General features: G+C 68.7%; 19 protein-coding genes. 9 read left to right on the forward strand and 10 right to left on the reverse strand.

Going from position 1 to position 24,394, the window contains the following annotated elements:
- Positions 1-239: 239 nt before the first annotated feature.
- The 4 genes from msrP to MFF01_RS16405 all read right to left on the reverse strand — a co-directional run bounded on the left by msrP (position 240) and on the right by MFF01_RS16405 (position 5,283).
- On the reverse strand, positions 240-1,190 hold the full coding sequence (msrP, locus tag MFF01_RS16390) for a protein-methionine-sulfoxide reductase catalytic subunit MsrP (protein WP_238227083.1): 951 nt from the start codon (positions 1,188-1,190) through the stop codon (positions 240-242).
- A 107-nt stretch (positions 1,191-1,297) separates the two neighbouring features.
- Entirely contained in the window at positions 1,298-2,992 is a 1,695-nt protein-coding gene (locus MFF01_RS16395; RefSeq protein ID WP_238227085.1) for an AMP-binding protein, read from the reverse strand.
- An 84-nt stretch (positions 2,993-3,076) separates the two neighbouring features.
- On the reverse strand, positions 3,077-3,793 hold the full coding sequence (locus MFF01_RS16400; protein WP_238227088.1) for a hypothetical protein: 717 nt from the start codon (positions 3,791-3,793) through the stop codon (positions 3,077-3,079).
- Positions 3,790-5,283 carry a leucyl aminopeptidase gene (locus tag MFF01_RS16405; protein WP_238227090.1) on the reverse strand — a complete coding sequence of 498 codons (1,494 nt, stop codon included), beginning with the start codon at positions 5,281-5,283 and terminating at the stop codon, positions 3,790-3,792. Before MFF01_RS16405 ends, MFF01_RS16400 begins: the two co-directional genes overlap by 4 nt.
- Before the next feature lie 242 nt (positions 5,284-5,525).
- On the opposite strand from MFF01_RS16405, the gene lptF reads away from it, so the two are divergent.
- From lptF to rsmA, 5 genes are all read left to right on the forward strand, one after another.
- Positions 5,526-6,683, forward strand: coding sequence for an LPS export ABC transporter permease LptF (gene lptF, locus MFF01_RS16410; protein WP_238227092.1), 1,158 nt, complete (start codon positions 5,526-5,528; stop codon positions 6,681-6,683).
- 3 nt (positions 6,684-6,686) lie between these two features.
- Entirely contained in the window at positions 6,687-7,781 is a 1,095-nt protein-coding gene (gene lptG / locus MFF01_RS16415) for an LPS export ABC transporter permease LptG (protein ID WP_238227094.1), read from the forward strand.
- On the forward strand, positions 7,781-10,438 hold the full coding sequence (locus MFF01_RS16420; protein WP_238227095.1) for an LPS-assembly protein LptD: 2,658 nt from the start codon (positions 7,781-7,783) through the stop codon (positions 10,436-10,438). The genes lptG and MFF01_RS16420 overlap by 1 nt, the downstream gene beginning before the upstream one ends.
- An 85-nt stretch (positions 10,439-10,523) precedes the next feature.
- The gene (pdxA, locus tag MFF01_RS16425; protein WP_238227096.1) at positions 10,524-11,576 is read left to right on the forward strand and encodes a 4-hydroxythreonine-4-phosphate dehydrogenase PdxA; all 1,053 of its coding nucleotides are present in this window, start codon (positions 10,524-10,526) and stop codon (positions 11,574-11,576) included.
- On the forward strand, positions 11,573-12,436 hold the full coding sequence (rsmA, locus tag MFF01_RS16430) for a 16S rRNA (adenine(1518)-N(6)/adenine(1519)-N(6))-dimethyltransferase RsmA (RefSeq protein WP_238227097.1): 864 nt from the start codon (positions 11,573-11,575) through the stop codon (positions 12,434-12,436). The genes pdxA and rsmA overlap by 4 nt, the downstream gene beginning before the upstream one ends.
- Before the next feature lie 38 nt (positions 12,437-12,474).
- On the opposite strand, the gene MFF01_RS16435 is transcribed toward rsmA, so the two are convergent.
- The 4 genes from MFF01_RS16435 to MFF01_RS16450 all read right to left on the reverse strand — a co-directional run bounded on the left by MFF01_RS16435 (position 12,475) and on the right by MFF01_RS16450 (position 18,143).
- Positions 12,475-14,916 carry an EAL domain-containing protein gene (locus tag MFF01_RS16435; protein ID WP_373319789.1) on the reverse strand — a complete coding sequence of 814 codons (2,442 nt, stop codon included), beginning with the start codon at positions 14,914-14,916 and terminating at the stop codon, positions 12,475-12,477.
- Positions 14,917-15,218: 302 nt separating this feature from the next.
- Positions 15,219-16,193: a TIM44-like domain-containing protein gene (locus MFF01_RS16440; RefSeq protein ID WP_238227099.1), complete on the reverse strand. Its 975-nt coding sequence runs from the start codon at positions 16,191-16,193 to the stop codon at positions 15,219-15,221.
- A 113-nt stretch (positions 16,194-16,306) separates the two neighbouring features.
- Positions 16,307-17,422: an ATP-binding protein gene (locus MFF01_RS16445; protein WP_238227100.1), complete on the reverse strand. Its 1,116-nt coding sequence runs from the start codon at positions 17,420-17,422 to the stop codon at positions 16,307-16,309.
- Positions 17,423-17,510: 88 nt separating this feature from the next.
- Positions 17,511-18,143: a S24 family peptidase gene (locus MFF01_RS16450; RefSeq protein ID WP_238227102.1), complete on the reverse strand. Its 633-nt coding sequence runs from the start codon at positions 18,141-18,143 to the stop codon at positions 17,511-17,513.
- A gap of 231 nt (positions 18,144-18,374) precedes the next feature.
- Here MFF01_RS16450 and MFF01_RS16455 point away from each other — a divergent pair, with 231 nt between their 5' ends.
- The gene (locus tag MFF01_RS16455) at positions 18,375-18,728 is read left to right on the forward strand and encodes a DUF952 domain-containing protein (protein WP_238227104.1); all 354 of its coding nucleotides are present in this window, start codon (positions 18,375-18,377) and stop codon (positions 18,726-18,728) included.
- A complete protein-coding gene (locus tag MFF01_RS16460; protein ID WP_238227107.1) occupies positions 18,725-19,804 on the forward strand; it encodes a quinone-dependent dihydroorotate dehydrogenase in 1,080 nt (359 codons plus the stop codon). Before MFF01_RS16455 ends, MFF01_RS16460 begins: the two co-directional genes overlap by 4 nt.
- Positions 19,805-19,860: 56 nt before the next feature.
- Here the strand turns inward: MFF01_RS16460 and MFF01_RS16465 are convergent, their stop codons facing one another.
- Complete coding sequence (locus MFF01_RS16465; protein WP_238227108.1) at positions 19,861-20,154, reverse strand: hypothetical protein; 294 nt, start codon at positions 20,152-20,154, stop codon at positions 19,861-19,863.
- Between the two features lie 232 nt (positions 20,155-20,386).
- On the opposite strand from MFF01_RS16465, the gene MFF01_RS16470 reads away from it, so the two are divergent.
- Together MFF01_RS16470 and MFF01_RS16475 are read left to right on the forward strand one after the other, a co-directional pair.
- On the forward strand, positions 20,387-22,684 hold the full coding sequence (locus tag MFF01_RS16470; RefSeq protein WP_238227109.1) for an FdhF/YdeP family oxidoreductase: 2,298 nt from the start codon (positions 20,387-20,389) through the stop codon (positions 22,682-22,684).
- A complete protein-coding gene (locus MFF01_RS16475; protein ID WP_238227110.1) occupies positions 22,681-22,986 on the forward strand; it encodes a hypothetical protein in 306 nt (101 codons plus the stop codon). Before MFF01_RS16470 ends, MFF01_RS16475 begins: the two co-directional genes overlap by 4 nt.
- Before the next feature lie 210 nt (positions 22,987-23,196).
- Here the strand turns inward: MFF01_RS16475 and MFF01_RS16480 are convergent, their stop codons facing one another.
- Positions 23,197-24,300, reverse strand: coding sequence for an alkene reductase (locus MFF01_RS16480; RefSeq protein WP_238227111.1), 1,104 nt, complete (start codon positions 24,298-24,300; stop codon positions 23,197-23,199).
- Positions 24,301-24,394: the final 94 nt, after the last annotated feature.

A 24,394-nucleotide genomic window follows, 5' to 3' on the forward strand; every position in this document is an offset into this window, starting at 1 on the left:
GGCGCAGCGCTGGACCTACTGATACGGTTTATGCCTCATCAGTTTGGTGATGTGGTGACTCACGGGTCCCCTCTCCTGGAAGGAGAGGGGACCCGTCGCGCCCGCTCGATCCGAAGTGATCAAGCGGCGACTGTATTGGGGGTCAAACCAAGTCCGCGCGGCGCTTGAGCGAAGCCGAACTCCGCCATTCCGAAGGAATCAGGCGGCGCTCGCACGAGCGCCGCGCCCGGCGGGCCGGATCAGACGAACAGCCGCTCCTTCTCCAAGCCCTTGTAGAGCCCGGCCACCTGCTCGCCGTAGCCGTTGTAGATCAGCGTCGGCACGCGCTGGTCGGTGCCGAGCACCCGCTCCGTCGCCTGGCTCCAGCGGGGATGCGACACGGCGGGGTTCACGTTGGCCCAGAAGCCGTATTCGGCCGATTGCAGGCCCTCCCAGAAGGTCTTGGGACGCTCGGCTACGAACGAGATCTTCACGATGGATTTGACGGACTTGAAGCCGTACTTCCACGGCACGGCGAGGCGGATCGGCGCGCCGAACTGCTTCGGCAGGGGCTTGCCGTAGATACCCGTGACCACGAAGGCGAGGTCGTTGGCCGCCTCCGCCATGGTGAGGCCCTCGACGTAGGGCCACGGATACAGGAACGAGCGCTGGCCCGGTGCCATCGCGGGATCGTTGAACGTCTCCATCCGGATGTACTTCGCCCCCGAGGCGGGCTTGGCCAGGGCCACGAGCTTCGACAGGGGAAAGCCCGTCCACGGCACGGCCATGGACCAGGCCTCGACGCAACGGTGCCGGTAGAGGCGCTCCTCGAGACTGACCTTGCGCACGAGATCCTCGAAACCGATCTGGAACGGCTTCTCGACGAGGCCGTCGATAGCGATGGTCCAGGGGTCGGTCTTCAGGGCATTGGCCGCCGGCAGGACGGTCTTGGACATGCCGAATTCGTAGAAGTTGTTGTAGTCGCCGCTGTACTTCTCCGGCGTCACGGCGCGGTCGAGGGTATAGGCCTCGTTGCGCGGGGCGGGGTAGAGGCCCGTTCCGGCGGCCGCGCGGGCGGCTCTCGGCCCGAGGAGCGAGGCGGCCGTAAGGCCGGCCCCGGCGCCGAGCAGGGCACGCCGGTTCAGGAAGACGCTTTCGGGGGTTGCGAGGTGCTCCGGGATTTCCCAGCCGCGCGGGCGCTTGATGTGCATGTCGGGTTCCTCCGCCAAGGCCGTCCGGTGCGCGCGGGGGCGCATTCGGGTCCGGCCCGTGCCGTACATACGGAGTGAAGCACCGCTTGGTTACAGTCCGGTGGAGATCACGACGCGGGCGGATCGTCGCGCAGGGCCCGGCGCAAGACCTTGCCGACATTGGTCTTCGGCAGGGCCTCGTGGAACACCACCCGGCGGGGTACCTTGTAGCCGGTGAGCTGGGTCTTGGCGAAGGCCCGCAGGATATCGGGCGTGGTCTCGTCCGACCGCCGCACCACATGGGCCACCACCATCTCGCCGGTCTCGTCGTGGCGCGCGCCCACCACGGCGCATTCGAGGACGCCGGGATGACCGGCCAGCACCTCCTCGATCTCGTTCGGGTAGACGTTGAACCCGGAGACGAGGATCATGTCCTTCATCCGGTCGACGATGCGCACCTGTCCGTCGGGCTCGAACACGGCGACGTCGCCCGTGCGGAAATAACCGTCCGCCGTCGTCGCCCGGGCGGTCTCAGCCGGCCGCTGCCAGTAGCCGGCCATCACCTGGGGGCCGCGCACGCACAGTTCGCCCGCCTCGCCGGGCTCCGCCTCCCGCCCGTCCGCGAGGCGGATGGCCACCTCCGTCGACGGCAGGGGAAAGCCGATGGTGCCGGACCATTCGGCGAGCCCCGGCGGATTCACGCAGACCACGGGCGACGTCTCGGACAGGCCGTAGCCCTCGACGATGGTGGTGCCGGTCACCGCCTTCCACTTCGCCGCCACGGGTGCCTGAACCGCCATGCCGCCCGCGATGATGAAATCGACGTGGCCGAAATCGACGCCGCCGATGCCGGGATGGTTCACCAGCATATTGAACAGGGTGTTGACCCCGGACAGATGCGTGAAGCGGTTGGCGCGGAGGGTCTTGATGAAGCCGTCACAGTCGCGCGGGTTCGGGATCAGCAGGCAGCAGCCGCCGAGCCTCACGAACAGGAAGAAGCAGCAGGTCAGGGCGAAGATATGATAGAGCGGCAGCGCGGTGATCATCACGCGCGCGTGGCCGTCTTCCCCGTCGATGCAGAACCAGCTCTGGCACTGCACGACGTTGGCCACGATGTTGCGGTGGGTCAGCATCGCCGCCTTGGCGACCCCCGTGGTGCCGCCGGTATATTGCAGGAAGGCGAGATCATTGGGCGCGATGGTGACGGTGGGGCGCGGCAGGGTCCGGCCGAGACGTCGGACCTGCTCGAAGCGAACCGTCCGGTCCGCCGGCAGGGTGTAGGCCGGCACGGCCTTCTTCACACGGCGGCTGGCCCAGCCGATGGCCATGCCTTTCAGGCCCAGACCGTCGCCCGGGCCGACGACGACGATGCGCTCCAACGCGACATCGGCCAGCGACACCTCGACGGTCCGGGCGAAGTTCTCGAGGACGAACAGTGCCCGCGCTCCGGAATCCACCAGCTGCGCCGTCAGTTCGCGCGGGGTGTAGAGCGGGTTGACGTTGACGACGGTGCAGCCGGCGAGCAACACCCCGAGGATCGCCGCCGGATAGGCCGGCACGTTCGGCATCATGAGGGCGATGCGGTCTCCCCGGCCGAACCCCTGCGCGGCGAGCCACGCCGCCACGGCCCGGGCCGAGTCGCCGAGCGCCGCATAGGTGATGCGGGAGCCGAAACACTGCAGCGCCGGTCGCTCCGGATGGCGCCGCAGCGTATCCTCGAACAGGTCGACGAGGGTGCCGAGGGCCGCCGGATCGATCTCGGCCGGGATGCCCGGCGGATAGGCGGACAGCCACGGGCGCTCGGCGCCGCGGACTTGACCCATTGGAACCTCCCTGTGATGTGACGCAGCGACTTGGCGCCGCTTTCGTTCACATCTGAACCATCTTCCCGGATTCATCCTCTGGGATCAACCCGTCGTACCCCATGGTGTCCGAGCCCGTGCCCGGCTGTCGAGCCAGTCGAGGCCGGCATGGGGCAGGAAGGCGAGGAGAACGAGGCCGGCGGCGAGGCCCGCTTCCTCACCCGTGAGGGGGCGGCGGGGCCAGGCCCCGAAACCCGCGACCGTCGCGAGGCCGAGCACCGCGACGGCGAACCAGAGGGCGAGGGTCCGCGCGAGCATCCGGCCCGCGCCCGCGCGGAGGCGCCGGCCCCATCCGGCGCGGCTGCGGGCGAGACCCGGGGTGAAGAGGCCGCCGAGGCCGAGGGCAAGGCCGAAGACGACGGCGGCGGCGGCCGAGCCGAGGGCGTAGGCCACCGGCATGCTCTGCCCGGTCAGAAACGCCATGCCGCCCGTGGCGAAGCCCGCCCGCAGGACCAGTCCCCCGAAGGTGGGATACAGGCAGGCGGCCGCCAGCAGCATGACGGCGAGAGCGCCACCGAGACCGCGCCGCACGAGGCCGACGTGTCCGGGCCGCGCCGATCCGAGGAGGATTCGCGCGAGGCCGTACACGATGGCGGCGGCGAACAGCGGGTAGCGGTCGAGGAAGAACCCGTAGAACCAAGCCTCGACCACGCCCGGCAGGACCGTGCGCTGGCTGAAGCCCGTGAGCCAGGCCAGGGCAACGGCCAGGATCGCGACCGCCGCCGGGCCGAGGGCCCGGACGGCAGCAGGGACCCGGATCACGCTTCGTAGTTGTCGCGCACGAGGCGGTCGAGGAGGCGCACGCCCCAGCCGGCACCCCAGCTCCGGTTGATCTCCGAGGAGGAGGACGACATGGCCACCCCCGCGATGTCGAGATGGGCCCACGGCACGTCGTTGGTGTAGCGCTTGATGAACGAAGCGGCGGTGGCGGCACCTCCGTGGCGCCCGCCGGTGTTCTTCATGTCGGCGAACTTCGAGTCGATGGCCTTGTCGTAGGCCGGGATCAACGGCATCCGCCACACGGCCTCGCCCGTGGCCTCGCCGGCGGCGGTGAGCTTGGCGGCGAGGTCGTCGTCGCTGGAGAACAGGCCGGCCACGTCCTGGCCCAAAGCGACGATGATCGCGCCCGTGAGGGTCGCGAGGTCGACCATGAACTTCGGCTTGTAGGCGCCCTGGACGTGCCAGATCACGTCGGCGAGGACGAGGCGGCCCTCGGCGTCGGTGTTGATGATCTCGATGGTCTGGCCCGACATGGAGGTGACGATGTCGCCGGGGCGATACGCGTCGCCGTCGGGCATGTTCTCGACGATGCCGATGGCGCCGACGACGTTCACCTTCGCCTTGCGGGAGGCCAGGGCATGCAGGGTGCCGACGACGCAGGCCGCCCCCCCCATGTCGCCCTTCATGTCCTCCATGCCGGCCGCGCCCTTGATGGAAATGCCGCCGGAATCGAAGCAGACGCCCTTGCCGATGAAGGCGATGGGCGCCTCGCCCGGCGTGCCGCCGTTCCAGCGCATGACCACGACGCGGGGCTCCTTCACGGAGCCGCGGGCCACGGCCAGGAGCGCGCCCATGCCGAGGGCGGCGAGCTTGGCGGGACCGAGCACCTCGACCTCGACGCCGAGCTTCGTCAGGGCCTCGGCCCGGCGGGCGAATTCCTCGGGGAAGAGGACGTTCGGCGGCTCGTTGACGAGTTCGCGCGCGACGATCACGCCCTCGGCGACGGCCTCCGTCGCCGGTGCCGCGGCCTCGGCGGCGGCGGGGTCGGCCACCATCAGGGTCAGGGCGGTGCCGCGGGCCTCCTCGCCCTCGGGCTTCTTCTTCGTCTTGTAACGGTCGAAGCTGTAGTGCCGCAGGCGCGCGCCAAGGGCGAAGTCGGCGGCATTCCCGCCCGACACGGAGACGCCCGGCAGGATCAGGGCGACGCTCGCGGTGCGGCCCGTGACCTTGCTGGCCGTGAAGCCGCCGAGCACCGGCCAGTCGATCTTGGCCCGGTCCTTCTCGGAGCCGAGGCCGACGACCACGAGCCGGTCGACATCGAGACCCGCCGGGGCCGGCAGGGAGAGTGCCGACAGGGACTTGCCCTTGAAGCGCTCGCTCGCCGCCGCCCGCGCCAGGAGATCGGCGGCCCCGCGCCCGATCGCCTGGGCGACTTCGGGGGCGAGGGTCAGGTCGTCTCCGACGAAGACAACGAGGTCACCCCGGCCCACTGGTGCGAGAGGGCCGAATGCGATCGTGATATCGTCCGCCATACCTGCAGCTTCCCAAGGTCGTTCGTGGCAAGGTCGTTCATGGTGCGTCACGGCCCGTCGCGAGGGGCGGCACCGCGTCGATTTCCTGTGTACCCGTTGAGCGGCGGAACGCAACGCGAGCGCGGCACCGTCCCACCCCGTGCGCTGCGTAACATGCCGAGGCTCGACGCACCCCGCGCCCCCGCGCTACATCGGCCCGTCGCCGTGCCGGTGCCCGGGCGGATCGACGACCGCGAGAATCGATGACGCAGATCGAACGCTACATCTTCCGAATCGCGTTCGGAGCCTTTCTCTCCTGCCTCGTCGGCCTCACCGGAACGATCTGGGTGACGCAGGCCCTGCGGGAACTCGACCTCATCACCGCCAAGGGCCAGACCCTGGTGATCTTCTTCCTCATCACCGGTCTGTCCCTCCCCACCCTGATCACCGTGATTGCGCCGGTGGCCCTGTTCATCGCGGTGGTCTACGCCCTGAACAAGCTCAACGGCGATTCCGAACTCATCGTCATGTCGGCGGCGGGGATGAAGCCGCGCCGCATCCTGCGACCCTTCCTCACCCTCGGCCTCGCCGTGAGCTTCGCCGTGGCGTTCCTGACCATCCAGGTGATGCCCTCCTCGTTCCAGGAACTGCGCGACGTGCTCACCCGCGTGCGGGGCGACTTCATCGCCAACGTGGTCAAGGAGGGCCAGTTCACGCAGCTCGACAGCGGCATCACCTTCCATTTCCGCGAGCGCGGCCCCGGCGGCACGCTGCTGGGGATCTTCATTCAGGACAAGCGCGAGCCGGGCAAAAGCGTGGTCTACCTCGCCGAGCGCGGCCAGGCCGTGGATTACGGCGGCCAGAGCTACCTCGCCCTGGAAAAGGGCAGCGTGCACCGCCAGCAGAAGGATTCGCGGGATTCCTCGATCATCACCTTCGAGCGCTACACCGTCGATCTCGCCGCCTTCACCCCTCCGGACGGGGAAGTGACCTACAAGCCGCGCGAGCGCTCGACGACGCAGCTGTTCTTCCCCGACCGGTCGGAGAACTACTACCAGCTCCAGAAGGGCCGCTTCCGGTCCGAACTCCACGACCGCCTGTCGTCTTGGCTCTATCCCCTGGCTTTGACCTTCATCGCCTTTGCGGCGCTCGGCGATCCGCGCACCACCCGCCAGGGCCGGGGCGCGGCGGTCGCGGGCGCCGTGGTGGCCGTGGTGGTGCTGCGGATCGCGGGCTTCGCCGCCACCTCCGCGGCCACCCGCAGCCAGGGCGCGGTTGTGGCGATCTATGCCGTGCCGCTCGTCGCCATCGCGTGGTCGAGCGTCCTCATTTTCTACGGGCCGGCGGTGCGGACATGGAGCGCGCGGGCGGCGCGCAGCTTTGCCGGACTCCTGAGCCGCCCGCGCCTGAGTCGGGCCTGACCCGTGAGCGCCCTCATCGGCCTCACCCTCGGGCGCTACTTCGCGGCGCGCTTCCTGCGCACGATCCTGGGCGTGTTCCTCACGGTCTTCACCCTCGTCTACACCCTCGATTTCGTCGAGCTGCTGCGCCGCGCCGGCGACGCGGAGGGCGCGTCCACGGGTCTGATGGCCCAGCTCGCCCTGTTCCGGACCCCGGCCGTGGCCGAGGGCGTACTGCCCTTCGCGATCCTGTTCGGGTCCATGGCTTCCCTGCTCCAGCTCTCGCGCAAGCTCGAACTCGTGGTGGCGCGGGCCGCCGGCATCTCCGCCTGGCAGTTCCTCCAGCCCGGCCTGTTCGTGGCGCTTGCCATCGGGGCCTTTACGGTGGGGGTCTACAATCCGGTCTCGGCCCTCTTGAAGCAGCGCTCCACGGAGATCGAGGCGAAGATCTTCGCCAAATCCACCAAGGCGGGGTCTGGCAAGGACATCTGGATCCGCCAGCGCAGCCTCGACGGACAGGCGATCCTGCGCGCCGAGACCGCCGTCGAGGGCACCACGACGCTCGCGGGCGTCTCGGCCTACACGTTCGACGAGGCGGGCCTCTTCGTGTCGGAGATCGACGCCGCCCGGGCGATCCTCCACGACGGCTACTGGGAGCTGCAGGAGGCCCGCCTGCTCACCCCCGACGCGCCGCCCGAGGCGTTTTCCACATATCTCATCGCCTCGACCCTCGACCCCGGACAGGTACGCCAGCGCTTCACCCCACCGGAATCTGTGCCTTTCTGGCAACTGCCCGAGACGATCGCACGCAACGAGCGGGCTGGATTGGATGCGACGCGTTACCGACTCCAGTATGATGTGCTGATGGCGCGACCGGTTCTCTTCGTCGCCATGGTGCTCGTCGCGGCCAGCGTTTCCTTAAGGTTCTTCCGCTTTGGTGGCGTGGGAAAGCTCGTGCTCGGCGGCGTGGCCGCAGGGTTCGCGCTCTATGTCGCGCGGCAGCTCCTCGAGGGGTTGGGAGCGTCGGGGATCGTCACGCCGGCGGTGGCGGCGTGGTTCCCGGCTGTGGTAGGAAGTCTTCTCGGTACGCTCACGCTTCTCTATCAGGAGGACGGCTGATGTCGGTCTTCGGATCGGGAAACGGAACGGGACCGTGGCAGGAGTTGGGACTGGCGTTGCGTAAGGTCGCCGACATCGCGTTCGCCGCCAGCTTGCTGGCGCTGCTTCCGGCCGCCGGTTCCACGGCGGCCGAAGCGCGCCCGGCTGCGCCAGCGGACGCCAAGAACACGGACGCCAAGGGCAAACCCGCGTCGGACAAGCCCGCCGAGCGCCTCCTCGTGGAGGCGGCCGAGCTCATCTACGACAACGACCGGAACACCGTCACGGCGCGCGGCAACGCCGAACTCCATTACGGCCCGCGCACCCTTCAGGCCGACCGCGTCCTCTACGACCGCAACACCAGCCGGGTCTTCGCCGAGGGCAATGTCCGCCTCACCGACGAGACCGGCGCGGTCCTGACCGGGGCCAAGATGGAGCTGACGGACGACTTCAAGAACGGCTTCATCGACGCCCTGCGCATCCAGCAGACCATCGAGGTGAAGGGCCAGCCCGTCCGTACGCGGTTCTCGGCACCCCGCGCCGAGCGCATCGAGGGCGACCGCACGAGCTTCGAGTACGGCACCTACACGGCCTGCGAGCCGTGCAAGAACAATCCGGAGACGCCGCCGCTCTGGCAGATCCGCGCCACCAAGATCATCCACAACAACGAGACGCACACCATCGCGTTCGAGGAATCGACCCTCGAGATCGCCGGTATCCCGCTCGCCTACATGCCGTATTTCGAAACGGCCGATCCGAGCGTGAAGCGGAAATCCGGCTTCCTCACGCCGCGCTTCATCACTTCGACGGCGCTGGGCACCGGCGTCTCCACGCCGTACTTCTTCAATCTCGCGCCCGACTACGACCTCACCCTGTCGCCGGCTTTTCTCAGCAACCAGGGCGTCTTGGGCCAAGCCGAGTTCCGCCAGCGCCTCGACACCGGGTTCTACAACCTGCGCCTGTCGGGCATCTTCCAGACGACGCCGAGCGCGTTCCTGCCCGGCCCCCTCGGAGCCGGAGACCGCGATTTCCGCGGCGCCGTCGAGTCGAAGGGGCAGTTCCACATCAATGACCGCTGGCGTACGGGCTGGGACCTCGTCGGCGTCACCGACAAGTGGTTCCTCGACAACTACCGCATCCGCAATCAGAGCATCACCACGGATTATTTCCGTGAGGCGGTTTCGACCGCGTACCTGATCGGACAGGGCGACCGCTCGTGGTTCGAGGCGCGGGGCTACTACTTCAAGGGCCTGTCGAGCTTCGACTGGCAGAAGGAACAGCCCATCGTCCTGCCGGTCATCGATTACGACAAGCGCATCAACGGGCCGGCGCCGCTGGGCGGCGAAGTCCGGTTCGAGGCCAACATCACCAGCCTGACCCGCGAAGCCACGGATTTCCAGGGCGTGCCGCGCACGGGCGCCTACCTCCTGAGCCCGAGCGCCAACGGCATCAGCTACCCGCTCTACGAGACCTGCCTCACCTTCACCCGCAGCACCTGCCTCATCCGAGGACTCGCGGGCGCCAATACCCGCGCCTCGGCCCAGGTCTCCTGGCGCCGCACCTTCATCGACGATGCCGGCCAGGTGCTGACGCCGTTCGCCTACCTGCGCACGGATGCGTTCTTCGTCGATCCGCGCAAAACCGGCTACCAGAACGCCCTGGTCCAGAACCTCACCACCCAGGATTCCGACCTGTCCGGCCGGGTGATGCCGGCCATCGGCCTCGACTACCGTTATCCGTTCGTCGCGAATTTCGGCGCCCTCGGTGTCCACACCCTGGAGCCCATCGCCCAAGTGATCGCCCGCCCGAGCGAGACCCGCATCGGCCGCCTGCCCAATGAGGATGCCCAGAGTCTGGTGTTCGACGACACCTCCCTGTTCGAATGGGACAAGTTCTCCGGTTACGACCGGGTCGAGGGCGGCGTGCGGACCAATCTCGGCGGTCAGTACTCCGTCGTGACCCCCGCCGGCTGGTACGCGAACGTGCTGTTCGGCGAGTCGATCCAGATCGCGGGCGTCAACTCGTTCCGGCGCGGCGACATCGCCAATGTCGGCCTCGATTCGGGCCTCGAGAACCGCCGCTCCGACTTCGTCGGACGTTTCCAGCTCTCGCCGAACCAGAACATCAGCTTCATCTCGCGGGCGCGGTTCGACCAGCGTGATTTCGCCGTCAACCGGTTCGAGACTGGCGTTACGGCGCGCTTCGCTCCGTTCCTGCCCTTGGACCTGTCGGTCTTCTATTCCTACTACAACGCGCAGCCGGCCCTGGGCTTCGTTCATCGCCGCGAGGGCGTTACCGCTTCGGCCACCTACCACATCACGCCGAACTGGTTCGTTACCGGTTCCGCGCTGGTCGATCTCAGCCACTATCTCGACGTGCGCGACAACTTCGCCGACGCCTACACCGCTTATCTCGCCAATCCCGTCGGCACGGCGCCGGTCTACGTGAACCCCGGCAAGGCGTATCTCTCGGGCATCAGCCTCGGGGCGGGTTATCAGGACGAGTGCACCACCGTGTCGCTGAACTACATCGTGTCGCCCATCGCCACGGCGTTGGGCACGGCGGAGCGCAACCGCACGGTGCTCCTGCGCGTCGAGCTGAAGACCCTGGGCGAGGCCGATCTGCGTCAGAACCTCGGGACCGTGACGACCTCGGACGGGATCGCCACCGTTCGGTGATGCCGTCCACCGGGCCGGTGCGCCTTGCCATCCTGCCCGCGACCTGCGACGCGGGCGGGGTGACAGAGGAAGGACGGCCTGCCGCGTGACCGATCATAAACCGATCGCCCTCACCCTCGGTGATCCCGCCGGGATCGGGCCCGAAATCGCCCTGATGGCGTGGCGAGAACGCGATGTCGGGCCGGGCCTGCCACCGTTCTTCCTCATCGGCGATCCGGATTTCGTCGAACGGCGCGCGAGCGAACTCGGCTTCTCGATCCCCGTCGCCGAGGTCGGGCCGGATTACGCGACGGAGGTGTTTCCCCGGGCCCTGCCGGTGATGCCCCTTCCGAGCGGCATGCGCATCGGCGCTGTGGCCGGACGACCTGATTCCGCCAATGCCGGGGCGACGCTCGAATCCATCACCACGGGGGTATCCCTGGTGCGGGCCGGAACGGCCGCCGCCCTCGTGACCAACCCCATCGCCAAATACGTCCTGACGCAGGTCGGCTTCGCCCATCCCGGCCATACGGAATTCCTCGCCGCCCTCAGCGTCGAGCCCGGCGAGGCGCCACCGCTGCCCGTGATGATGCTGTGGAGCGAGACCCTGGCGGTGGTGCCGGTCACCATTCACGTGGCCCTGCGCCGGGTGCCCGAACTGCTTACGCTGGATCTTGTCGTTGCCACCGCCCGGATCGTCGCGCACGACCTGCGCCGCCGGTTCGGCGTCGACCATCCCCGCCTCGTCCTCTCCGGCCTCAATCCGCATGCGGGCGAGAACGCCACCATGGGCCATGAGGACCGCGATGTGCTGGAGCCGGCGGTGGCGCAGCTTCAGGCCGAGGGCATCGACATTCGCGGGCCGCTGCCGGCCGACACCCTGTTCCACCCACGTGCGCGGGCCACCTACGACGTCGCCCTCACGCCGACCCACGATCAAGCCCTGATCCCCATCAAGACCATCGCGTTCGACGACGGGGTGAACGTGACCCTGGGCCTGCCGTTCGTCCGGACCTCGCCGGACCACGGCACCGCCTTCGACATCGCCGGCAAGGGTATCGCGCGCCCCGACAGCCTGATGGCGGCCCTGCGGCTCGCGGCCCGCCTGTCCGCCGGCAAGACCTCGGCCGGCAAGACCGGCCGGAGCCCCACCGCATGAGCGACATCGACCATCGCGCCGACGACGGCCTGCCGCCCCTGCGCGACGTCGTGCGCCGTCACGGCCTGGAGCCCAAGAAGGCCCTGGGTCAGAACTTCCTGTTCGATCTCAATCTCACGGGCCGCATCGCCCGTTCGGCCGGGCCCCTGGACGGCGTCACCGTCGTGGAGATCGGCCCAGGACCGGGCGGTCTCACCCGCGCGCTCCTGAGCGCCGGTGCCGCGCGGGTCGTCGCCGTCGAGCGCGATCCCCGCGCCCTGCCGGCGCTGGCCGAGATCGCCGCCCACTATCCCGGACGCCTCGACGTCGTGGATGCCGACGCGCTCCGGTTCGACCCCGCCCCCCTCGTTGGCTCCGGCCCCGTGCGGATCGTCGCCAACCTGCCCTACAACATCGGGACGCCGCTACTGACGGGCTGGCTCACAGCCCCGGTCTGGCCGCCGTGGTGGGATTCGCTGACCCTGATGTTTCAGCGCGAGGTCGCCGAGCGCATCGTGGCGGACGAAGCCGACCGGGCCAATTACGGGCGCCTCGGCGTCCTGTGCGGCTGGCGGACACAGGCCGACATCCTGTTCGACGTCGCGCCCTCGGCCTTCGTGCCGCCGCCCAAGGTCACCTCGAGCGTGGTGCGCCTGACGCCGCGGTCCGAGCCCCTGTCCTGCGCCGTCGAGGCCCTCGAACACATCACCCGCGCCGCCTTCGGCCAGCGCCGGAAGATGCTACGTCAGAGCCTCAAGGCAGCGACCCCCGATCCCGGCCGCCTGCTGCAGGCCGCCGGTATCCCCGAGACCGCGCGGGCCGAAGAGGTGCCGGTGGCGGGTTTCGTTGCCATGGCGCGGGCTTGGACGCCGGGATCCTAGAGCCCCGGGCGTCCACTCGGTGCCGGAGCGACCGGTGATCAGGCATAGGCCCGTTTGACCGGGTCGTGGAACATGGCCCGCAGGCGGGCCTGCTCCAGGTCCGACGCGAGGATGATGGGAGCCGGTTTGGCGAACAGGTAGCCCTGCACCTGATCGCATCCGAGTTCCCGCAGGATCGCCAGCTGTGCGGCCGTCTCGACGCCCTCGACGGTGACCTGAAGGCCGAGATTATGACCGAGATTCACGATCGCCCCGATGATCGTGAGGGCGTCGGTATTCTGTCCGAGCCTGCGCACGAACGACTGGTCGATCTTGAGCTTGTCGAACTTGAACCGCTGCAGGTAACTCAGGCTCGAATACCCGCATCCGAAATCGTCGAGGGCCAGGCGGATGCCCTGCTCGCGCAAACGCGAGAGCACGTCGACGGCATTCGTGGCGTCCTGGATGAACACGCTCTCGGTGATCTCCACCACCAATCGGTTGGGAGCGAGGGCGTTTCTTGCAAGGGCGGCGGCGGCGATGGCCGGCACGTCCGATTGCCTGAACTGGCTCGGCGAAACGTTCACCGAGACGCGCCACGGCTTCGGCCAGCTCGCAGCCTCGGCACAGGCGGTCTCGATCACCCACTGGCCGATGGACGCGATGAGGTTGGTCTGCTCGGCGAGGGGGATGAATTCGGCCGGTGAGACGAGGCCGCGCATGGGATGCTGCCAGCGGATCAGAGCCTCGAAGCTCTCGATCTCGCCGGTGTTCGCATTCACGAGGGGCTGATAGTACAGTCTCAGTTCGTCACGTGCGATCGCACCGCTCAATTCCTGTTCGAGTTGTCGACGTGCGTGAAGATGGGCATTCATGGATGGCTCGAAGAACCGCAGGCCCCCCCGCCCTTCGTCCTTGACCCGATAGAGAGCGGTATCGGCCGCGCGCAGCAGGCTCTCCACCGTGCTGCCGTCGTCCGGGTGGAGCGCGATACCGGCCGAGACGCCGATCTTGACGACGTTGGGCTCGAGCCGGAATGGCCGGGCAAGACTCTCGACCAACCGGGTCGCGATCTCGGCGACATAAGCCGGCTTCGCCACGGGAGTCAGGAGAACGACGAATTCGTCGCCCCCAATCCGGGCTAGGGTGTCGGTCGGGCGCAGCTCCGAGAGCAGGCGCTTGGCGACCTGGACCAGAAGAGTGTCGCCCGCGGCATGGCCGTAGAGATCGTTGATGGGTTTGAAGCGGTCAAGGTCGAGATAGATCACCGCGATGCCGTCGCCGTTCATCGCCGACGCGTCGAGGGCGTGGGCGATGCGTTGCTCCATCAGGTAGCGGTTCGGCAGATCGGTCAGGGCATCGTGCAGGGCGAGGTGCCGGATCCGCGCCTCGTCGCGCCGCAGGGCCGAGAGATCGCGCAGGGCTACCGCCGTCGCGGGCTTGCCCCCGAACTCGATGGTGCGGCAGGACAGCTCGACGGGGACGAGGACTCCGGCGGCCGTGCGTGCCTCGAACTCTTCCGGGTGCAGATCCTCCGGACGCGAGGCCGCGCGCCGGGTCAGGGCGGGAGCATCGCTTTTCGCGAACAGCTCGAGGACCGGGCGGCCGATGATCTGCTCGACCGGCATCCCGAACAGGCGGGTCCCGGCGCTGTTGACCTCCAGAACCCGACCGTCCCGGTGGATGAGCAGCACCTCGTAGGCGAGGTCGCTTAGCAGGCGCATCCGGTTCATCTCGTTCAGGCTGCGCTGCGACAGATGATGCTGCAACATCAGCGCGACGAGACCGGCGCAGATGACCAGGAGACTCACGGATCCGACGGCGAGGCCGAGATGGGTCGAGCCGAGGAGCAGCGCGGCGCCCTCGAGGGGCTGCATCGGCGTCACAGTCACCGCGGTCATTCCCGTGAAATGCAGTCCGCAGATCGCTAGGGCGAGCCAAGTCGTCACTTCGAAGCGCCGCACCATGCTGGCGAGGGTGCGGGCGCGCATCAGTGCGATCGTCGAGAAGCCGATGCTCAGCAGGATCGACAACGCCACATAGGTCGGATCGAAAGACACGAGGCTGGAGGCCTGCATGGCACCGACGCCGAGATAATGCATCCCGGCAATGCTCAGGCCCAGGATCGTCCCGGCCAGGATAGCGGCCGAGGACGTGCTGGGCAGGCGATGCCGCAGGACGAAGGCCAAAAGCGTACCGATGACGGAAACGACGATTGACGCATACGTTGCGTGGAGATCGTAGGCGATGTTGAGCGCCGGGTGGAACGCCAGCATGGCGACGAAATGCAACGACCAGACGCCGCAGCCGAAAACGGTGGCGGACACGAACATCCACCCTGACAGCAGGCGATTTGCCGTCGCCTCCGTGCGAAGTGTCGACGCTTCGTCCTGCGCTATCGCCGTGGTTGCGGCAAAACAACCTAGGATGCAGATGCTGGCCGACAGCGCAACGAGACTGTAGTCGTGCTGCGTCAGGATGCAGTCTAAGACCTTTAGCATGACGTGGACCGAGAGACCTCGTGTTGTGTCATTTGATAAGCGCCGATAAATCTTTCCAAGCTGAAGACGGTACGCGATCACATGCCCGTCACCACAAAAATTGGTAAATGAACTTCTACCTCCAATGAGCTTAGGATTCGCTCGCACCAGGGTTTTACCTCAGTGCAGTTCTGATCGCGGTCTATGCGGAGGATTGAAGACTGCGACATGATGGCCGTCACCTGTCCTAGGCGGACCACTCAGCGCAAAGAAAAAGGCCGCCCGGTTGCCCGGGCGGCCTCTTGCCTCACGATTGCAGGCCGTCACCGACCTTGCTGGATCGCCGAGAGTATCCAGCGTCCGCCGCGCTCGCGCACGAAGGTCCAGAGTTCCACGGCTTCCGGCTCACCGGTCTCGACCACTTGGTTGGTGCGGCGGTCGAGGGTCACGTCCTTGATGGCGTAGCGCATGGCCACGGTGGCGTACTCGGCATTGCCCTCGCCCCAGGCTTCCGAGAGATCGCCCTGCAGGAGCTTCACGTCGGAGATGCGGTTGACGACGCCCTTGGCCTCGTTGGCGCGCAGCTCCTCGATGAAGTAACCGGCCATTTCCGGGGTCGCGAGGTTGCGCAGGGCCTGCACATCCTCTCGGCCATAGGCCTCTTGTACGCCGTTGAGGGCGATCTCGAAGCTCTGGAAATCGCCGGGGCCGATCTGGACCGGGCGGGTCTGTACCGGCTGCACCGGCGCTGGGCCGCGCCCCATCCCGGTATTGCCCGCGCCGAGCCCATTGCCGCCCATGCGATCGCCACCGATCCCGTTCGCGCCCAGTTCCGAGCGGGCATGCCCGGCTGCTGCCGGCACGCCCTGACGCCGGCGGAACCAGCGGACCGCGAAGGCGACGAGGAGGACGACGAGACCGACCTGCAGCAGCAAGCCGATGAACGAGGCGATGCCCCCGAGGCCGCCGAAGAAACCGCCGCCCAGCAGTGCCCCGAGGAGGCCCGCACCGAGAAGACCGGCCATGAAGCCGCCGCCGAAGCGCGGGCGCTGGGCCGCCGCCGGGCTCATGCCCGGGTTGCCCATGCTCGGCTGGGTCTGAGAACGCTGGATCGGGGCCGCCGTGGTGGGGGCCGTCGTGGTGGCGGACGGGGGCGCATAGGTGCGTGAGCCACGCGAACCCATGCCGCCGCTGCTCCCGCCCGGACGCGCCTCCGCCATGGGCGCCGCCAGCGCCAGGGCGGCGGCGAGCGTGAGGATGGTGGCCGCGCGCCTGCGGCGCGTGGGGATGGTGAGCATGAATTCGCCCCTGATGCGGTTCGGTGACGGTCTGGCGGAAGCGCCAGTCACCATATGGTGACGGGCGAGCCGCGGTTTTAGTCCGTCACGGCGAAGGGTTTTTTCGCGCGAATTCAGGCGACGGCCGGGAACAGGAGGCGGACCACCGTGCCCTCGCCCGGTTTGCTGTCGAGGGTCACGGTGCCGTTCTGGCGTTTGACGAGCCCGTGGACGATGGCGAGGCCGGTGCCGCGCCCGGCCTCGCGGCTGGTGACGAAGGGGGCGAGCGCCCGCGCCGCCATCTCGGGCGACATGCCGTGCCCCGTATCCGTGACCGTGATGCCCACGGCGCCGTCCCCCGGCCGCTGCAGGCTGCGCTCGCCCGGCGGCACCGCGAAAGTCGCGATGGTGATGCGGCCCTCCCCCGGCATTGCCTCGCACGCATTGGTGACGATGAGGTTGAGGGCGAGGTCGACCTGATGCGGGTTGCTCAGGCCGCAGGCGAGGCCGGGCGTGGTGCGGATGTCGAGGGCAATCCGCGCCGGCAGGCTCGCGGCAGTCCGCGCGCCGAATGCCGTGACGAGGGCGTTGAGGTCCACCGGCCGCACGTCTGGCGCGATCCGACGCGAGAAGGCGAGGAGCTGTCGGGTGAGGATCGTCGCCCGCTCGGCCGCATCCGTCGAGCGCAGGATGGCCCGCTGGATGAACGGCTCGTCGCGGTCGCCCAGACGCCGCTTCAGGCCGTCGATGTAGCCGATGAGGATCTGGAGGAAGTTGTTGAATTCGTGCGCCACGCTGTTGGTGAGAAGACCCAGGGCCTCGCGCTGGCGCGACAGGGCGAGAGCGCCCTCGGCGTCGCGGCGCCGGGACACGTCGATCACCTGCACGATCCGCTGGGACGTGCCGGGCACGGGCGCCACGAGGATCTGCGCCCAGAACGCCGCCCCGCTCCCGGTCTGCGCGAGGAGTTCGATCCCCTCGGGCGGGGCCTCGGACAGGGCCGACGCGAGGGCGACATGGGCCGCCCGGTCCGTGTCGGGTCCGAGGAGGAGGCGGGGGGGACGCCCGATGATGGCCTCGGCGCCCTGTCCGGTCAGTGCCAGCAGGGCCGGATTGGCGAAGACGATCCGGTCTCCGTCGGGGGTCGCCTCGACGAGGAGGGCGGGCACGCGGGAGGCCGCGAGGACGGCGTACGGGCCCGTATCCGGCCGAGGGGCCGGCGCCTGATCGTCCGGTGGGGGCGATGCCATGGCCTGTCCGCGCGTGCGAGGAGCTTCGAACCTCGGGAGACCGAGGCATAACCCCATCCGGCGGAGGGACAAAGCGTCCCCGGGTTCGTTACTGCCGCACCCACATCACCCGGCCGATCCAGGCGACCTCGCCGACACTGATGATCCGGTCGGGATGGTCGGGGTTGAGGGATGCGAGCTCGATGGTGCGGGCTGTGCGACGCTTGAGCTCCTTTGCCAGCACTTCGCCCGCCTCGAGGCGCACCACCACACGGTCGCCCTTGCGGACGCTGGCCGAAGGCGAGACGATGAGCACGTCGCCGTCCCGGTAGAGCGGCGCCATGGAATCCCCCTGCACCTCGAGGGCGAAGGCGCGATCGTCGGCAAGATCGGGAAACTCGATCTCTTCCCAGCCCGGACCACCCGTGGGCATGCCCTCGTCCGTGAACAGGCGTCCGGATCCGGCCTGGGTCATGCCGATCAGGGGGATCATCGAGCGGGCCGGTCCGGTCCGCACCTCGATGAGGCGCAGAAAATCGTCGAGGTTCGCGCCCGTGGCGACAAGGACCTTGGCGATGGATTCCGTGGAGGGCCAGCGCTTGCGCCCGTCGGGGCCGACCCGCTTCGATCGGTTGAAGCTCGTAGCATCGAGGCCGGCGCGTCGCGCGAGTCCGGACGCCGAGAAGCCGTGGCGCTCGGCCAATCGGTCGATGGCGGTCCAGATCTGCTCGTGCGATAGCATAACAGCTCACGAAGGGAAGTGTGTGAGACCTTCAGCCTACATCTAGGAAAGTAGAACTAATATAGTCTGAAAGCAACTGGGTGTGATCGCTTGCGTACCGTTTCCTCCCTCTCGGGAATCGGCCGGTTCATGCGCGGCTCGGCGGTCGCCCTCGGTCATTGCTTTCGGCGGTTGCTTGGTCCGGGCCGCCGCTCTATCGCCGGGCCAGCGACACTGCGCCAAGGAGACCGGATGTCCCTCGTCTACAAGATCTGCCCGCGGGATCTCTGGGCGGCCGCCGAGGCTCGGGGGCGCTTCACCGGGGCCCCCGTCGATGTGGCCGACGGCTTCATTCACTTCTCCACCGCGCTCCAGGCCGCCGAGACGGCAGCGCGGCACTTCTCGGCCGTGCAGGATCTCGTGCTCGTCGCCGTTGATGCAGAAGCCCTCGGTGCGGCGCTGCGCTTCGAGCCCTCGCGGGGCGGCGACCTGTTTCCCCACCTCTACGGCGATCTACCCCTCGCCGCCGTGCGCGCGGTCCATGACCTGCCGATCGGGGCGGACGGGCGCCATGCGTTCCCGCAAGGGTTCGGAGGTGCCGCATGATCGGCGCCCTGTTTCCCCTGGCCAAACCGCTGCTGCACCGCCTCGACGCGGAGGCGGCGCACAACCTCACGATCCGCGGCCTGTGCCTGCTGCCGCCCCGCCGCTTGCCCGTCGACGATGCACGCCTTGCCGTCGAGATCCTGGGGCGGCGCTTTCCCAATCCCGTCGGTCTCGCGGCGGGCTACGACAAGGGGGCCGAGGTGCCCGACGCGCTCCTCGGGCTCGGGTTCGGCTTTGTCGAGGTCGGCGGCGTCGTCCCCCTCGCCCAACCCGGCAATCCGAGCCCCCGGGTGTTCCGCCTGCCGCGTGATGGCGCCGTCATCAATCGGTTCGGCCTCAACAGCGAGGGCCTGGACGTGGTGCGCCGCCGCCTCGCCGCCCGCCGGGGGCGGCCGGGCCGGATCGGCGTCAACATCGGCGCCAACAAGGAGGCGACGGACCGCCTCGCCGATTACGTCGCCTGCACCCGCGCGCTGGCGCCGCTCGTCGACTTCGTCACCGTGAACGTGTCGTCGCCCAACACGCCGGGCCTGCGCGACCTCCAGGGCGAGGCGTTCCTCGACGAGCTCCTGGCGCGGGTGGTGGAGACCCGCGACGCCGTCCATCCCGAGACGGCGATCCTGCTCAAGATCGCCCCCGACATCACCCTCGAGGCCCTCGACTCCATCACGGCCACGGCCCTTCGGCGCGGCGTCCAGGCGCTGGTCGTCTCCAACACCACCATCGCCCGGCCCGCCACCCTGGCGGGGGCGGCCCTGGCCCGCGAGACCGGCGGCCTGTCGGGCCGCCCCCTGTTCAGGCCCGCGACCCGCCTCCTCGCGCAGACCTATCTGCGGGTCGGATCGCGGATCCCCCTCGTGGGCGTCGGCGGCATCGACTCAACGGAGGCGGCCTGGACCAAGATCCTTGCCGGCGCGAGCCTGCTGCAGCTCTATTCGGCCCTCGTCTATCAGGGGCCGGGTTTGATTGACGCCATCAAAACCGGTCTCGTCGCCCGCATGGCGGCCGAGGGGGCGGACAGCCTCGCCGGGTTCGTCGGCCGCGAGGCCAGGTCCTTGGCGGCGATGGCGGATTGAACCGGCCTCGCGCCCTCCGCCCATGCGGAGAGCGGGGACTGTTGCGATGAAAACCGTCAGAGCCGGAGCCGACCCCGGTGGCCGGTTCCCACGAGCACGACGCAGGCCGCGAACAGGCCGATCAGTCCCCATTTGACCGGCAGGAGATCGGCGCCCTCGCTGGCGACGGGCAGGCGCGCGAACTGGCCGGGACCGGTCTCGACGCCGGGTTTGCCGGCACCTTGCGCATCCGCGATCTGCTCGGGCGAGATCGCCCATTCGATGCCCCGCTGCCGGTCGTGCGCCATGACCGCGAGGGCCACGGCGATCCCGACAGCGATGGCCGCACTCACCCGTACCGGGGTCCGCATCTTCACAGGTCCTCCGTCATCGAGGCTTGGCCCCCCTTGCCAGTGCATACCTCACCTGCGTGCGGCACCGCGGTTCTTAACTCGTACGAAACCGGCCACAGGAGAAAATTAATCCCAAGCAAGCGCATGACTGGCCTGCGTTTTCACGCGATTGAGGGCCCGGTGTGCGGTGCGGTACCTCAGCGGTGACGAAGGCCGGCACGGCCTCATCGATTTTCAGCCAGGATCATTCATGGATCACCCGGTCGCGACCCCGAAGCGTTCGTCCGCCGCCGGCGGCTGGGGCGCGCTGAAAAGCTGTGGCAAGCACTTGCTCGGCAGCCGCGCGCCGCTCTCGGGCGCCCGGGCCATGCTCAAGGCCAACCAGCCCGACGGATTCGATTGTCCGGGCTGCGCCTGGGGCGACCCCGCCCACGGCTCGTCGTTCGAGTTCTGCGAGAACGGCGTCAAGGCGGTATCGTGGGAAGCCACCGACAAGCGCACGCCGCCGAAATTCTTCGCCAAGCACACCGTGAGCGAACTGCGCGGCTGGACCGACTATGCCCTCGAGGGCGAGGGCCGTCTGACCCACCCGATGCGCTACGACGCGGCATCGGACCGCTACGTGCCCACCACCTGGGCGGACGCCTTCGCCGCCATCGGCGCGAGCCTGCGCGCCCTCTCCTCCCCGGATCAGGCCGAGTTCTATACCTCCGGCCGCGCCTCCAACGAGGCCGCCTACCTCTATCAGCTGTTCGCCCGGCACTACGGCACCAACAACTTCCCCGACTGCTCGAACATGTGCCACGAAGCCAGCGGCGTGGCCCTCCAGGCCGCCATCGGCATCGGCAAGGGCACGGTGCTGCTCGAGGATTTCGAGAAGGCCGACGCGATCTTCGTCGTGGGGCAGAACCCCGGTACCAACCATCCGCGCATGCTCGGCGACCTGCGCAAGGCCGCGACGCGCGGCGCCCGCGTGGTGGTGTTCAACCCCGTGCGCGAGCGCGGCCTCGAACGCTTCGCCGACCCGCAGAACACCGTCGAGATGCTGCGCGGGGCGAGCGCCCCGGTGGCGAGCCACTATTACCAGCCGCGTCTGGGCGGCGACATGGCGGCCTTCCGCGGGATCGCCAAGGCGGTGTTTGCCGCCGACGACGCGGCGCTGGCCGCCGGCAAGCCTTCCGTCCTCGACCGCGCGTTCCTCGCCCACCACACCGATGGCCTCGCGGCCTACCGCGCCGTGGTGGACGCCACCACCTGGGAGGCCATCGAGGACCAGTCCGGCCTGAGCCGCGCCGACATTGAGGTGGCGGCCGAGGTCTATCTCGGCGCCGACAAGGTGATCTGCACCTGGGCCATGGGCGTGACCCAGCACCGGCATTCCGTCGCGACGGTTCGCGAACTCGCCAACGTGCTGTTCCTGCGCGGCCATGTCGGGCGCCCTGGCACGGGCCTGTGCCCCGTGCGCGGCCATTCCAACGTGCAGGGCGACCGCACGGTGGGCATCAACGAGAAGCCGCCTGCTACCCTCCTCGACGCCCTTGAGGCGGAATTTGGCTTTGCGGCGCCGCGCCATCACGGCCACAACGTCATCGCCGCCATCGGCGCCATGCTGGACGGCTCGTCGAAGGCCTTCATCGGCCTCGGCGGCAACTTCGCTCGCGCCACGCCGGACACGGCCCTCGTCGCCAAAGCGCTGGCCTCCTGCGACCTCACCGTCCACATCGCGACGAAGCTCAACCACTCGCACCTCGTGCCGGGGCGCGTCGCCTATCTCCTGCCCTGCCTCGGCCGCACGGAGATCGACCGCAACCCGGAGGGCAAGATCCAGATCGTCACGGTCGAGGATTCCATGAGCATGGTCCACGGCTCGGGCGGCATCAACAAGCCGGCCTCGAAGCACCTGCTCTCCGAGATCGCCATCATCGCCGGCATGGCGGAAGCCACCGTCGGCTCGAGCAAGGTCGACTGGGCCGGGCTCGCGCAGGATTACGACCGTATCCGCGACTGCATCGAGCGCACGATTCCGGGCTTCTCCGGCTACAACGTCCGGGTGCGCCGTCCGCGCGGCTTCATGCTTCGCAATCTCGCCGCCGAGCGCAATTTCGAGACGCCGACGGGGCTTGCCAACTTCTCGGCCGATCGCCTGCCCGAGGCCACGGAGCACCAGCGGGCCGGCAAGGCGCCGGGCACCTTCGTGCTCCAGACCTTCCGGAGCCACGACCAGTACAACACCACCATCTACGGCATGGACGACCGCTATCGCGGGGTCTACGGCGAGCGCCGCGTGGTGTTCGCCCATCCCGACGACCTCGCCGAGATCCGGGCCCTCACCGGCGACCGGGTCGACATCGTCGGCAACCATCAGGACGGCGTCACCCGCGTGGCGGAGGGCTTCCGCCTCGTGCCCTTCGACATGCCGCGCGGGTCACTCGCCGGGTACTACCCGGAACTCAACGTCCTCGTGCCCCTCTCCACCTTCGGCGAAGGCAGCGACACGCCGACCTCGAAGTCGGTGATGGTGCAACTCCGCGCGCCGGCCGCCGCGTGAGCGAACCGCCCGCCGACGCGGAAACCTTCCTGGCGGTGACGGACTCCGTCGCCGCCCTGCAGCCTGGCCTCTCCATCCTGGAAGCCGGGGTGCTGGCCGCCCTGCACCTCGACCTTGCGCAGGATTCCCGCAGCTTCGCCAAAATCTTCGGGGTGGAGCACGCCCTCGTGCTGCGGGCGGTGGAGACCCTGGTAGGAGAGGCCGCGTTCCTCACGGTGATCGAGCGCGTGCCCCGCACCCAGCGCACGCGCTACGCGGTCACGGAGACGGGCCGTGCCGTCCTGGACCATCTCCACGGCTGATACTTTCGCCGCTTGATCGCTTCGGATCGCGCGGGCAAGACGGGCTCCCTCTCCTGGAAGGTGTGGGGACCCGCGTTTCACCACATCACCGAACGGATCAGCCGGTGACTGTATGACGTCTTGCGCGCAACGCGTACAGCGTCACGACACCATCGTGGCCGATACAGTCCCCCCACCCCGCGCGGGGTGAGGGCGAATGGCACGAACGCTCTACCGTTTGATCGCCACCGGTCCGTTCATGCCCGGCCAATCCGAGTAGCCGTTGGCGCCGCCGCCGTACCAGTACGCCTTCGGGGCCTCCGCGAGCGGAGCTCCCGTGCGCAGGCGCTCCACGAGGTCCGGATTGGCGATGTAGGGGCGGCCGAAGCTGAACAGGTCGGCGCGGCCCTCCGCGAGGTCCTTCTTGGCGAGGTCCAGTGTGTACTGGTTGTTGCCGATATAGGCGCCCTTGAAGCGCTCGCGGATCTGCCCGAAATCGACTTCGTCCGGCACGTCGCGGGTCTGCTGGGTCACGCCCTCGATGGTGTGGACGTAGAGCAGGCCGAACCCGTTGAGGGCCTCGACATAGGCGCCGAAGGTCGCCTTCGGATCGCTGTCCAGGGCCGTCTTGCCGGGCTCGGTGGTGGCCGGGGACAGGCGGATGCCGACGCGCTGGCCGCCCCAGACGTCCGTCACCGCCTTCACCACGGCGAGCGGAAACCGCAGGCGGTTCTCGATGGAGCCGCCGTACTGGTCGGTGCGGTGGTTGGTGGAATCGCGCACGAACTGTTCGAGGAGGTAGTTGTTGGCCGAGTGGATTTCGACGCCGTCGAAGCCGGCCGCCTTGGCGTTCTCGGCGGCCCTTCGGTAATCCTCGACGATACCGGGGATCTCGTCCGTCTCCAGGGCGCGCGGGGTGACGTGGGGCTGCATGCCCTTCTCGGTGAAGGCCATGCCCTCGGGCTTCAGGGCCGAGGGGGCGACGGGCAGATCGCCGTTCGGCTGCACGTCCGGGTGCGAGATGCGGCCCGTGTGCCACAGCTGCAGGAAGATGAGTCCGTCATTGGCGTGGACGCCGGCGGTGACCGTCTTCCAGCGCTCCACCTGAGCATCGGTCCAGATTCCGGGCGTCAGGGCGTAGCCCACGGCCTGAGGCGAGATGTTCGTCGCCTCGGAGATGATCAGGCCCGCATTGGCACGTTGGGCGTAATAGTCGACGGCGAAATCCGGTGGCACGCCCTCGCGCGACGAACGGCTGCGGGTGAGCGGCGCCATGACAACGCGGTTCTTCAGGGCGAGGTCGCCGAGGGTGTAGGGTTCGAGGATCGGGCTCATGCGGGGCTGGGTCCTTGTGGGAGCGCGCCGCCACGCGGCGCGCCGTCAGCGGGGAAAGCCCGGCTTCCCCACTCCCGTTCCGCGCTTCAGCGCA

The sequence above is a fragment of the Methylobacterium adhaesivum genome, assembly GCF_022179065.1.
Classification (GTDB): Bacteria; Pseudomonadota; Alphaproteobacteria; order Rhizobiales; family Beijerinckiaceae; genus Methylobacterium; species Methylobacterium adhaesivum.